Genomic DNA, 12,604 nt, shown 5'->3' with positions numbered 1-12,604 from the left:
TGCGCGGCAGGTAAAACTGCAGTTCAGTGGTCCCGGTCACCTGATATCGAAGGATTTATTCTTCGTCAGGTTCCTCGTTTAGTCGAGGAGATAGATTTTGGCGTGAGCTGGATTCTATTTGATCGGTCGACATCGGACCCCGCAGGTGAGAAATCATCCTAGCGGGGTTTTTTGTTGGGATGCGGGCGGTACAGGCTGCGTGCGGTCATGAAGACCGCACCGTTCAACCTAGGAGGCCCCATCAGCACTGAGACCCGCATCAACGATCGTATCCGCGTTCCCGAGGTCCGTTTGGTCGGACCGGGCGGTGAACAGGTAGGCATCGTGCGTGTTGAAGATGCACTCCGCTTGGCCCTGGAGGCCGACCTCGATCTCGTCGAGGTAGCTCCCGATGCCCGTCCGCCGGTCTGCAAGATCATGGACTACGGCAAGTTCAAGTACGAGGCAGCGCAGAAAGCACGCGAGTCGCGTAAGAACCAGACGTTGACGGTCATCAAAGAGCAGAAGCTCCGGCCGAAGATCGACGCCCATGACTACGAAACGAAGAAGCGCAACGTTGTTCGCTTCCTCGAAGCAGGTTCCAAGGTCAAGGTCACGATCATGTTCCGCGGACGTGAGCAGTCACGTCCCGAGCTTGGCTACCGACTCCTGCAGCGTCTCGGAGCAGACGTCGCGGACCTCGGTTTCGTCGAGACCTCGGCAAAGCAGGACGGCCGCAACATGACGATGGTTCTGGCGCCGCACAAGGGTGCCAAGACTCGCGTCAAGGCACAGGAAAGCGCACAGGCACCGGTCGCTCAGGCCGCACCGAAGCCCGTTCCTGAGGCCCCCGCAGCACCGGCAGCTCCGGCGGCAGACGAAACCACGCCAGAAGCTCCGACCAGCTAGTCGATTCCCAAGCATCACCACGTAACAAAGAACTGAGGACTCCATGCCCAAGATGAAGAGCCACAGCGGCGCCTCGAAGCGATTCAAGGTGTCCGGCAGCGGAAAGCTCATGCGCCAGAAGGCCGGCCGTCGCCACCTTCTCGAGCACAAGTCGAGCAAGGTCACCCGTCGTCTCGACGGCACCGCTGTTGTCAGCCCTGACGACGCTCCGCGCATCAAGCGCATGCTCGGCATCTGAGTTCGCCCCCTTTATTGACCACCCGGGGTCGAATTTTCAGCCCCTAGATTGACAGGATTTTCAAGTGGCACGCGTAAAGAGGGCGGTCAACGCCCAGAAGAAGCGTCGTTCAATTCTTGCTGCATCCAGCGGCTACCGTGGACAGCGTTCACGTCTGTACACCAAGGCGAAGGAGCAGCAGCTCCACTCGCTCGTCTACGCATACCGCGACCGCCGTGCACGCAAGGGCGAGTTCCGTAAGCTGTGGATCACGCGAATCAACGCTGCAGCTCGCGCCAACGACATGACGTACAACCGCCTCATCCAGGGCTTGCACCTGGCAGAGGTCGAGGTCGACCGCAAGATGCTGGCCGAGCTCGCTGTTTCCGACATGGAGTCCTTTGTGGCCCTCGTCGCAATCGCGAAGGCCGCTCTGCCGGCTGACGTGAATGCGCCTGCCGGAGAAGCAGCCTGATCGACGCATCACAGCAACGGCCCGTGGATCCGCTCACCGAGCGGACACCGCGGGTCGTTTCTGCTGTCAAGCTCCTGCGCACAGCAGAACGACGTAAAGCAGGACGTTTCCTCGTCGAGGGCGAGAATTCCGTGACGGAAGTCTTGAACGGCGAAGCCCGCTCGGTGCATGACCTCTTCTATACCGAGGATGCAGCCGAGCGTTATCAGCATGTCATCGACCTCGCGCTGACAGCCGGTGTGCGGGTATCGCTTGTCACGGACCGTGCGGCCAAAGCGTTGAGTGACACGGTCACACCGCCCGGACTGGTAGCTGTGTGTGATCTCCTCGATGTTCCGCTGAGTGACGCGATCCGCCCCGGAACCAGGCTCCTTGCAGTTCCTGTCGAGGTCAACGAACCCGGCAACGCGGGAACTGTCATCCGGATTGCCGACGCCGTCGGTGCTGACGCCGCGATCTTGGCCGGCGACAGTGTTGATCCGCACAACGGCAAGGTTGTTCGATCGTCGGCCGGAAGCCTGTTTCACCTACCCGTTGTTCGTGAACGCGATACAGCGGTGGTCATCGAACAAATCCGTGCCGCGGGAATCCAAATTCTGGCGACAGCAGCCGACGGTGAGATCGACCTCGACAATGCCGACGAACTCCTGAGTAAGCCGACCGCTTGGCTGTTCGGTAACGAAGCGCATGGACTTGATCCGGCGATCGCGGCTCAGGCTGATTTTCGGGTTCGGATACCGATCCACGGCCGTGCCGAGAGCCTTAACCTGGCGACTGCCGCCGCGATCTGTCTCTACGCGAGCGCTCGCGTACAGAATCGCACCGCAGATCAGGGCTGACAATTTTACGGAAATGACCTCTCGGCATTCGATTTAAGGAAGCCTGAGAGAATACGGGGCAGAGAGACTGCTCGACAGCAGTTGACATGCTTGACCGCAGCACAGAAGCAAACCGAGAAGCGACAGGAGTGTCACAGCCGTGGCCAAAAATGAGGGCGCGACCCCGCCGGACGTCGATGCGAGTGCGCTCACCGAAGAGGCGTTGACCGCTGCGGCTGAGAACGCCGAGAAGGCGCTTGCGGACGCCGCAGACCTGGATGCGCTCGCGCATGTCAAGGTGGAGCACATGGGGGACAAGTCCCCGATCGCCCTCGCGCGCCGTGGTCTCGGCAGCTTGCCGGGCAAGGAAAAGGCGGATGCCGGTAAGCGCGTCAACGTTTTCCGCACCCGCATCAGCAAGGCGTACGACGCTCGCCGTGAGGTTCTTCTGGCTGAGCGCGATGCGGCCGTACTCGTTGCCGAGGCAATCGACGTCACCTTGCCTGCCTGTCGCCATCCCGTCGGCGCCCGGCATCCCATCAGCTTGATTTCCGAGCAGGTCGCCGACGTCTTCGTCGCGATGGGTTGGGAGATCGCGGAAGGACCGGAGGTCGAGACCGAGCACTTCAACTTCGACGCTCTCAACTTCTTGCCGGATCATCCCGCGAGGACCATGCAGGATACGTTCCATCTTGCTCCGGAGAACTCGCGTCAGGTGCTCCGTACACACACGTCGCCCGTGCAGGTTCGCACGATGCTTTCGCGTGATGTCCCGATCTACGTCGTCTGCCCCGGCCGTACGTTCCGTACCGACGAACTCGATGCGACGCACACACCGGTCTTCTCCCAGGTCGAGGGTCTGGCAGTCGATAAGGGTCTGACAATGGCAAACCTTCGCGGAACGCTCGACGCCTTCGCTCGCGCGCTGTTCGGTCCCGACACTCGGACGCGTATGCGCCCCAACTACTTCCCGTTCACGGAACCGTCGGCCGAGGTCGACGTGTGGTTCGCGAACAAGAAGGGGGGCGCAGGGTGGGTCGAGTGGGGCGGCTGCGGCATGGTCAACCCGAAGGTTTTGCGCGCCAGTGGAATCGATCCTGACGAGTACACGGGATTTGCATTCGGCATGGGCCTCGAACGGACTTTGCAGTTCCGCAACGGTATTCCGGACATGCGCGACATCGTGGAGGGTGACGTGCGATTCACGCTGCCTTTCGGTGTTGCAGGCTGACCGGTCCGGGTACGCGGACTTATCGACTAACAGACTTATCGACAAACGAGAGAGCTGAGCTGACGTGCGAGTAGCGCAATCCTGGCTGACCGAGATCCTGCAGCGGGCAACTCCGGACTGGGAGGTGACCCCGGAAGAGTTGGACGCGGGGTTCGTCCGAGTCGGGCTCGAAGTCGAGGAACTCGACACACTCGAGGCAATTGACGGCCCGTTGGTGGTCGGCAAGGTCCTCGAGATCGCCGAACTCACCGAGTTCAAGAAGCCGATCCGTTTCTGCCAGGTCGAGGTCGGCGAGTCCGAACCCCGCGGCATCGTCTGTGGCGCGCGTAATTTCGCCGAGGGCGACCTCGTTGTTGTTGCACTGCCCGGCGCCGTTTTGCCCGGTGGTTTCGCAATCGCGACCCGCGAGACATACGGCAAGATCTCCGACGGCATGATCTGCTCGGTCTCCGAACTCGGTATCGGCAAAGATCATTCGGGCATCCTGGTTCTCGAGCCGGGTACCGCCGAGCCGGGAGCTGACGGCAATGAACTGCTCGGTCTCGGTGACACGATCATCGAACTGAACATCACCCCCGACCGCGGGTACTGCTTCTCGGTGCGTGGTTTGACGCGTGAGCTGGCATGCGGCTTCGATCTCGAATTCGCTGATCCCGCTTCGGTTCCCGCCCACCCCGCCGAGGGTGAAGCGTGGCCGGTCCACCTCGAAGCCGAGTCCAAGGCGTCGCGATTCGTGATGCGCAAGGTTACCGGTATCGATCCCAAGGCTGTCAGCCCGTGGTGGCTGCAGCGCCGATTGCTGCTCTCGGGTGTCCGCCCGATTTCTCCGGCCGTCGACGTCACCAATTATGTGATGCTCGAATTGGGTCAGCCTCTTCATGCGTTCGACGCGAGCGCTGTCCAGGGTGACCTGGTAGTTCGCCGCGCGAAGGCAGGGGAGAAGCTGACCACACTCGACGAGGTGGAGCGCACGCTCGATCCCGAAGATGTTGTCATTGTCGACGATTCCGGTGTCATTTCACTTGCCGCTGTCATGGGCGGTGCCTCCACCGAGGTCGGCTCCGAGACCACAGACATCCTTCTCGAAGCTGCGACGTGGGATCCGCTCGCGGTCTTCAAGACTGCGCGCCGTCACAAGTTGTCGAGTGAAGCCAGCAAGCGTTTCGAGCGGGTAGTCGATCCGGCCATTCCACTCGCTGCTGTCGATCGTGCAGCTGCTCTGCTGGTCGAAATCGCCGGTGGCCGTATCGAGCCCGTACTCACCGACGTCGGCGGCGTTGCTCCGCGCGATGCCATCCACATGGACATCGACTTGCCGGACCGAGTTGCCGGAGTCACCTACGCCAACGGCACGGCTGCCCGTCGTCTCACGCAGGTCGGTTGCACCGTCGAGGTCGGAGTCAGCGAGGAAGGCCACGGACAACTGGTCGCGACGCCGCCGTCGTGGCGTCCTGACCTGGTGCAGCCTGCTGACTTGGTCGAAGAGGTTTTGCGCCTCGAAGGCCTCGAGCAGATTCCGTCGGTACTTCCGACAGCACCGGCCGGCCGTGGATTGACAGCGACGCAGCGCCGTAAGCGCACTGTGTCGAAGGCTGTTGCTCACGCCGGGTACGTCGAGGTGCTTCCGCCGGTATTCTTGCCCACCAACGTCTTTGACGTGTGGGGTCTCGATGCGGATGATCCGCGTCGCAACACCAGCAAGGTATTGAACCCTCTGGAAGCGGATCGCCCCGAACTGGCGACGACTCTGCTGCCCGGTCTGCTGGAGATCCTGGCTCGCAATGCTTCCCGTGGTCAGCGTGATCTCTCGCTGTACGGCATCGCTCAGGTTGTCCTGCCGGGTCCGGACACCAAGCCGGTCGACGCATTGCCGGTCGACCGTCGTCCGACGGACAAGCAGATTGCCAACCTGATCGCCTCGTTGCCGGCTCAGCCGGTGCATATCGCGGCAGTTCTCAGCGGACAGCGTGAGCCCAGCGGTCCGTGGGGACCGGGTCGTGCGGCAGAAGCATCCGATACCTTCGCCGCAGCGCACGTCATTGCCGCAGCAGCGGGCGTGGCGATCGAATTGCGCGCGGCTCAGTACCTGCCGTGGCATCCGGGCCGTTGCGCCGAGATTCTTGTCGACGGAGTAGTTGTCGGCCATGCCGGCGAACTGCACCCCGCTGTGCTCGAGCGCACGGGATTGCCGGCGCGCACCTGCGCACTCGAAATCGATCTGGATGCTCTGCCCCTGGTCGAGAACCTGCCGGCACCGCGGGTTTCTCCGTTCCCCGCAGTTCTTCAGGACGTTGCGGTTGTTGTCGACCGCAACATGCCCGCAGCCGATGTTCAGGAAGCGCTGCGTGTCGGCGGTGGCGAACTGCTCGAAGACATCCGTTTGTTCGACGTCTTCGAAGGCGAGCAGGTCGGCGAAGGCCGCAAGTCGCTGGCATTCGCTTTGCGCTTCCGCGGTGTAGACCGCACGCTGACCGAAGATGAAGCCAGCGCCGCCCGCGATGCAGCCGTCGAGGCAGCATCCAAGGCCGTGGGCGCCCAGATGCGTGGCTAGTCGGGGCGCTGTCCCGGGAATCCTCGGTGACAAGATCCCGTTGTAGAATTGGTGAAATAGAGTTTCACCTGTAAGGGCCTGAGTTCGGTGTTGCACCGGACTGCAGGCCCTTACTTTTTTTCGTGCAACTCCTCTCGGGAGGGGGGCAAATTCCGGCCGCGGTAGCGGGGATCGTCCATCGAAAAAAGAGGCAAACACAATATTTTGTGAATTCTTCACATCGTCACCCATCCGCTCGACGTCGAGTTCCGAATGTCACGTAGACAGGGGCCGACTGTTTACGTGACTAACCATGTCGGCGCGGCGTGACTGGAAGGAGTATCTATGCGCGTACGGATCAAAACGAGTTTGATGCCATTCTCCCGTTCGTCGACCTGGACCGGTGGCGGCTCTCAGGTGTGCCGACGTGATGTGACGTCTCGACGAAGTTAGTCGGTCCAGCGGGTAGACGGTCTCATCAGGACGCCAATTGCAGTCAGGTCGGAATGCACTCAGGTCGGACAGTCACTGTCGACTCGGGCGATGTTTATAGGAAGCAGCAGATGCCTATTCATATTCATCCCTCGGATCCTTTCGAAGCTAAGGATTCACAGGTCAATAGCGTGGAAGGCGGTTTTCTTCAGATGTTCATGGATGCGCATGTTCGACGGGACCGCCCGATGGCGTCCGAGTCGGGCGACGAAGCACGTCGAGAAGATGGGCCTAACGAGGGTCGACGATCGACGTGACGGATTTCGGGCTGCGCAGGCCCACTTTGGCGCACAAGCCGAATTCACTACCGATCGAACGCAAGTCTCGTGTTCTGCTCGGATTCGTGTGGGGACTTGTCGGGTGCGCGGTGACAGCACAGATCTACTATCCGCTCGCGGTTGGCATGTCGCGGGACAGGGTGACTGTCGCGGTAGTCGTACTGCTCGCTGCGGCGTCGCTGGCGCACGCTCTGCTCTCGCGCGGACCAGGATGGACGCTTGTGATGTTCACCGCTACTGCCGGTCTTGGTCTTGTTGCCGAGATGGTCGGTACCGCAACGGGGTATCCGTTCGGGAGCTACATGTACGCCACTGATCGACTAGGACCTGACATCCTGGGTGTCCCGGCCGTCGTTCCGCTTGCGTGGACGGCCGGGTTTTATCCGATCTGGTGTGCCGTGACCTATGTGCTCGAGCGATCACGACTGTCACCGCAGCGGAAGCCGATGCACCGTATCGCGGCCACTGCGCTAGGAATGGTGGACTGGGATCTCTACCTCGATACACAGATGGTGACCGACGGTCAATGGATCTGGACATCTGACCGTTCTGGGCTTCCCGGCATACCGTCGATACCGTTCACGAACTATCTCGGCTGGTTCGTCACGGTGCTGGTCATGGCTGTCGCAGTCGAATTGATCGGGAGACGATGCAGTTCGCGCCGATCGGAAAGTCGTTCTGTCTCCGATACCGCACCCTTGGTGTTGTTTGTCTGGACCTGGCTGGGATCGGCGTTAGCGCATGCGGTACTTCTAGACGGCGACGAATTGCGTTACTCGGCGATCTACGGACTCGGTGTGATGGGACTTGTGGGTGTTCCGTTGGTAATGACGTGGATTCGCGAGGGGACACGGGTTGTGGTGACGGAGTGAGGGGGGACAACACGCATCGACGAGCGGTACGCGTCGGCCAACGAGCTACCGAAGTAGGCACTGCGCTAGCCGGGGTGTCTGCACTGATGTCTCTGGGGAATGTTCTGTTCATACCGCGTATGAAGCGGACCCGATCGGTCGAGTCACACGAACGTGTCGTGGTGTGTATTCCTGCGCGTGACGAGGAGACCACGGTGCCCTTGCTCATCGGGGACCTACGTGCACAGTCCTTTGACGGCGAGCTCAGCGTGATTGTGCTCGACGATAACTCGAGCGATGGGACGTTCGCGGCTGCTCGCCGCGCCGCTGACGGGGATCCGCGCATCAGCGTGGCTTCGAATGGCGCTTCGCCGGCGCCTGGCTGGACCGGCAAAGCAGCAGCATGCTTCGCACTGGCGGATCTTGCGTACAAGGATGTGCATCATCCGGGCATCATTGCCTTCATCGATGCGGATGTCAGATTGTCGGCTGATGCGATCGCGGCGGCCGTGGGTGCGCTACGCGACCACGACGCAGCTTTGGTTTGTCCTTGGCCTGACCAGAAAACGGGCAGTATTGCAGAGCATCTGGTCCAGCCGCTGCTGAGCTATTCATGGATGTCGACTCTTTTCGTTCCCCTGGCAAACCGTTCCTCACGTCCGTCGCTGGCCGTTGCGTGCGGACAGTTCCTCATGTTCGATTCCCAGATCTACCGCGATATCGGTGGGCACAAATCTGTGGCGTCGAGCGCAACCGAGGATCTCGACCTAGCCCGTGCGGTTCGGCGCAACGGACACCGATCCATTCTGATCTCGGGCGCAGGATTTGTCAGTTGCCGCATGTATGAAAGCTGGGCGGAACTGCGTGCCGGATACACTCGATGGCTGTGGTCTTCTCTCGGTGGGCGAACCGGCACCGCGATTACGCTGTCGGCCGTGGCACTGATGTACGCAGTGCCTCCAGCCGCAGCTGTCTTGGGATCAGGTCGGACGCGTCGGCTGGGATTGGCGGGATATGGTGCCGCCGTGGTAGCTCGGCTGTGTGCCGAAAAATTCGAGTCGAACTGCAGGCCTGATGGTTTGACCGGTATCCTTCGCTCCTTCGGAGTTGCATGCGCTCACCCAATCTCCACTGCGATGTTCATGGCACTTGTTGTCGATTCGCGTCTTCGCCGGGCCCGCAACGACCTGTCGTGGAAGGGCCGTGCACTGAATGCGCCGACAATGAATACAGCCGTCACTACCGGCGTCGCCGAGAAATGAGAACCGATATGCCGATCTCCACGTTTGACCATCCGGCGACATCGGTGCTGAACGCCGCAGTGGGTACGAATTGGGTGCATGCCGATCTGTGTCATCGGCAGTGTCTTCCGGGCGCAGTGTCAGGCGGTCCACGATGAAGGTGGTGTCCGGAAGTACAGATTCGGTCATTGTTGTGGGAGCGGGGCTCGCTGGGCTTTCTGCCGCACTCCACCTCGTCGGTGCGGGCCGAAAAGTTACGGTGCTCGAGCGGGAGAGCACGATCGGAGGTCGGGTCGGCACTTACCAAGTGCTCGACAGCGCCGGCCATCGCCTTTACGACATCGACAACGGCGCGAGCGTTCTCACTATGCCCGATCTGATTGCCGATGCGCTCGCAGCAGTCGGCGAATCGTTCGAGTCCACCATTCCACCGCTCACACTTACCAAACTTTCGCCGAGCTATCACACACGCTATGCCGACGGAAGTTCCATCGACGTCTATTCGGATTCGACAGCGATGTCCAAGGAAGTCGAACAAGAGTGCGGTCCTGCCGAATCGGCGGGTTACCGCAGACTACGCCGATGGTTGGCTTCCATCTTTGATACGGAGTTCGACCGCTACATCAGTTCGAACTTCGATTCGCCGCTCGATCTCGTATCGTCGTGGGCAGCGCTTCGAGAAACCGCGACACTGGCCCGCCTTGGTGGATTCGGTCGACTCGGCCCGCGGGTCGATTCGTTTGTCCGGGATCCTCGGCTGAGGAGAATCTTCACCTTCCAGGCGTTGTATGCGGGGATGGCCCCGACGAAAGCGTTGGGCGTCTACGGCGCGATTGCACACATGGACACATCCCTCGGAGTCTATTTCCCGGAAGGCGGCATGTCTGCCATCGCTGGCTCGATGGCAGACGCGTTAACGCGTAATGGCGGAACCTTGCACACAGACGCAGAGATCGTTGCTGTGGACATCGAGGACAAGCGCGCGACCGGTGTGCAGACCTCCGACGGTCGTCATTTTCCGTGCGATTCCCTGATACTCACCACGGACCTCCCCGTTGTCGATCAATTGCTGGACCGAGCCGGTGCGAGTCGTAGGGGCCGTCGGCGCGGCTACTCTGTCGTTTCGCCATCGGCGGTCGTCTTCCACGGAACAGTTCCTACGGAGGTGACGGCCACGTGGCCGTCGACCGCCCACCACACCATCGACTTCGGCGAGCAGTGGGCGGAGACCTTTGCGCGCATCACGGCCGGTCGCGGACGCGGAAAATTGATGGAGGACCCGTCCCTTCTGATCACGCGACCGGCAGTGACCGACCCGGCGTTGTATGTGGAACGTGACGGTGTCAGGTGTGAACCGATCTCGATTCTGGCGCCGTGCCCGAATCTTGTCAGTGCCCCCATCGATTGGAATCAGTTGGGAGTTCACTACATGCGCGAAGTTCAGCAGGTACTCGAGGATCGCGGCTACCGCAATGTTCGGTCCGCGATGGTGGTGGACCATCTTGATACTCCGCAGACGTGGTTGGAGAAGGGAATGCTGGGGGGCAGTCCGTTCTCGTCGGCGCACGTGTTTCGCCAGACCGGCCCGTTCCGACGTAAGAACCTGGTTCCGGGACTCGTCAATGTGGTCCTTGCCGGGTCCGGCACCACGCCGGGTGTCGGCGTGCCCACGGTACTCATCTCGGGACGGCTTGCCGCCGAGAGGATTACCGGCTCGCTCGGAAACCGCGGGTCCGGTCTGCGCAGAGGGACACATGCAGAACCGTCCGGGATTGCGTCGTGAGGGAACTCGATCGGATCGATCCCAGCCTTCACGGCGCGTATCGCCTGTGTCGTGAGTTGAATGAGCAGCATGGGAAAACGTACTTTCTTGCCACCCGGCTGTTTCCGGCGGACAAGCGTGCCGGCGTCCACGCCTTGTACGGGTTCGCTCGCATGGTCGACGATATCGTGGACGTCGACTCAGGTGACGTCGACTCGGAGCTTGATCTCAGTGGAGTCGATTCGGGAAGTTCGTCGCATACCCAGGCGGACCGAATAGCGATCGCCAAGCTAGAGGCTTTCCAACGTCGCATCAAAGGGGCCTTGGCGGGAGATCCCTTGGGAGAGAGTCGAACTGACCTTGTGCTCCGTGCGCTGGTGGATACCACGGCACGATACGGCATCGCACACGAGTACTACTACGCCTTCCTGCGCTCGATGCGGATGGATATACCGGGGACCGACGTATTCCGTTCGCGATATCGAACAACGGCTGAGTTGTCGGAGTACATGTATGGCTCCGCAGCGGTAATCGGACTGCAGATGCTCCCTATTCTGGGCATAGAAACAGATCGAGACGCTGCTGTCGGCCCAGCGATTGCCCTCGGTGAAGCCTTCCAGTTGACGAACTTCATCCGCGATATGGGGGAGGACCTCGATCGTGATCGGATCTACCTGCCGACCGAGGAATTGGGGGCTTTCGGCGTCGATGAGGAACTACTCCGGCACTGCCGGAACACCGGGGGCCGCGACGTCAGACTCGAGCGTGCTCTTGCGCATCTCATCGCAGTTACCCGAGCGGTGTATCGGACAGCCGAACCTGGGATCGACATGCTCGATCCCGTGGTGCGCCCCGCGATGCGCACCGCATTTGTCCTCTATCGCGAGATTCTGCGTGAAGTAGAGGACAACGGGTATCGCGTACTCCATCGCCGGGCACGTGTATCGCAGCGGCGACGTCTGGCGGTCGCGGTGCCTCGATTGGCAGAAACCGGATTGCTCACACTTCGGACCCGGGTCAGGCGCTGAGAACAGCGCATTATTCGAATCGACTGAACAGGAAATTTTGCACATGGAACACGTTGTGCTGCTCGACGACGCCGGCCGCGCTATCGGAACGGAACCGAAAGCGACGGTACACACCACGGTGACACCGCTGCACCTTGCGTTCTCCGCCTATGTTTTCGATCGCGAGGGCAATGTTTTGATAACTCGGCGTGCGCTGGGGAAAACTACCTGGCCGGGTGTGTGGACAAACAGTTGTTGTGGCCATCCTGCGCCGGACGAACCACTTGAACAGGCGGTCCGTCGTCGGATGATCGAAGAACTCGGAATCGACACGGACGATGTGAGCCTGGTTCTCCCGTCGTTCCGATACCGCGCGGTGATGGACTCCGGGATTGTCGAGAACGAAATTTGCCCCGTTTTTCGAGTTCTCTACAACGGGCCCCGCCCTTCCCCCGATCCGTCCGAGGTCGAGAGTTTCGAGTGGATCGATTGGCAAGACTTTTTGTCGAGGGGTTTGAGCGGTGACCGGGAGATGTCGCCGTGGTGTCGTGAGCAGGTGCAACAGCTTCGGCGGCTTGGTCGAGATCCTCTCCGGTGGCCGACTGCCCCCGCAGCGGCTTTGCCGCCCGCTGCGCGTGAGGGCTCGCAGTTGGACGGCTCTTTGTCGTGATGTCACCGCCCGGGTGTCCGGGAGCTGACGTCCACGGGTCGTGAGGAACCAAGGGTGGCCCGCGGCCTGCGGGAAATTGATGCGCAAGCATGGAAGGATCGAGGGGGTCCGACGCGTTTTCGAGAAGGAGTTTGGCGATGTCCG

General features: G+C 61.1%; 11 protein-coding genes. All 11 read left to right on the top strand.

Annotated features, from left to right (window positions below; translation table 11 throughout):
• Nucleotides 1–207: 207 nt before the first annotated feature.
• A complete protein-coding gene (gene infC / locus MTX36_RS12325) occupies nucleotides 208–888 on the top strand; it encodes a translation initiation factor IF-3 (protein ID WP_094273459.1) in 681 nt (226 codons plus the stop codon).
• Between the two features lie 43 nt (nucleotides 889–931).
• Nucleotides 932–1,126: a 50S ribosomal protein L35 gene (rpmI, locus tag MTX36_RS12320; RefSeq protein ID WP_094273458.1), complete on the top strand. Its 195-nt coding sequence runs from the start codon at nucleotides 932–934 to the stop codon at nucleotides 1,124–1,126.
• 64 nt (nucleotides 1,127–1,190) lie between these two features.
• Nucleotides 1,191–1,580 (top strand): 50S ribosomal protein L20, encoded by a 390-nt coding sequence (rplT, locus tag MTX36_RS12315; protein WP_094273457.1) that lies wholly within the window; start codon nucleotides 1,191–1,193, stop codon nucleotides 1,578–1,580.
• 23 nt (nucleotides 1,581–1,603) lie between these two features.
• A complete protein-coding gene (locus MTX36_RS12310) occupies nucleotides 1,604–2,419 on the top strand; it encodes an RNA methyltransferase (RefSeq protein WP_243620029.1) in 816 nt (271 codons plus the stop codon).
• 139 nt (nucleotides 2,420–2,558) lie between these two features.
• A complete protein-coding gene (gene pheS / locus MTX36_RS12305) occupies nucleotides 2,559–3,629 on the top strand; it encodes a phenylalanine--tRNA ligase subunit alpha (RefSeq protein WP_243620028.1) in 1,071 nt (356 codons plus the stop codon).
• 64 nt (nucleotides 3,630–3,693) lie between these two features.
• Entirely contained in the window at nucleotides 3,694–6,180 is a 2,487-nt protein-coding gene (pheT, locus tag MTX36_RS12300; RefSeq protein ID WP_243620027.1) for a phenylalanine--tRNA ligase subunit beta, read from the top strand.
• Nucleotides 6,181–6,982: 802 nt separating this feature from the next.
• Nucleotides 6,983–7,801, top strand: coding sequence for a carotenoid biosynthesis protein (locus tag MTX36_RS12295; RefSeq protein WP_243620141.1), 819 nt, complete (start codon nucleotides 6,983–6,985; stop codon nucleotides 7,799–7,801).
• A gap of 194 nt (nucleotides 7,802–7,995) precedes the next feature.
• Nucleotides 7,996–9,042 (top strand): glycosyltransferase family 2 protein, encoded by a 1,047-nt coding sequence (locus MTX36_RS12290; protein WP_243620026.1) that lies wholly within the window; start codon nucleotides 7,996–7,998, stop codon nucleotides 9,040–9,042.
• A gap of 133 nt (nucleotides 9,043–9,175) precedes the next feature.
• Complete coding sequence (gene crtI, locus MTX36_RS12285; protein ID WP_243620025.1) at nucleotides 9,176–10,804, top strand: phytoene desaturase family protein; 1,629 nt, start codon at nucleotides 9,176–9,178, stop codon at nucleotides 10,802–10,804.
• Nucleotides 10,801–11,811, top strand: coding sequence for a phytoene/squalene synthase family protein (locus MTX36_RS12280; protein ID WP_243620024.1), 1,011 nt, complete (start codon nucleotides 10,801–10,803; stop codon nucleotides 11,809–11,811). Before crtI ends, MTX36_RS12280 begins: the two co-directional genes overlap by 4 nt.
• Before the next feature lie 43 nt (nucleotides 11,812–11,854).
• Nucleotides 11,855–12,460, top strand: a complete 606-nt coding sequence (gene idi, locus MTX36_RS12275) for an isopentenyl-diphosphate Delta-isomerase (protein ID WP_243620023.1) — start codon at nucleotides 11,855–11,857, stop codon at nucleotides 12,458–12,460.
• The last annotated feature ends 144 nt before the right edge of the window (nucleotides 12,461–12,604 follow it).

Source organism: Rhodococcus sp. ARC_M6, from assembly GCF_022810305.1.
Lineage (GTDB): Bacteria > Actinomycetota > Actinomycetes > Mycobacteriales > Mycobacteriaceae > Rhodococcus_F.
This window is presented reverse-complemented; position numbering and strand designations above follow the sequence as displayed.

What these genes read in the sequence shown, in the direction of transcription:
- infC (WP_094273459.1), top strand. Translation starts at nt 208, where the DNA reads ATGAAGACCGCACCGTTCAACCTAGGAGGCCCCATCAGCACTGAGACC.
- rpmI (WP_094273458.1), top strand. Translation starts at nt 932, where the DNA reads ATGCCCAAGATGAAGAGCCACAGCGGCGCCTCGAAGCGATTCAAGGTG.
- crtI (WP_243620025.1), top strand. Translation starts at nt 9,176, where the DNA reads ATGAAGGTGGTGTCCGGAAGTACAGATTCGGTCATTGTTGTGGGAGCG.
- idi (WP_243620023.1), top strand. Translation starts at nt 11,855, where the DNA reads ATGGAACACGTTGTGCTGCTCGACGACGCCGGCCGCGCTATCGGAACG.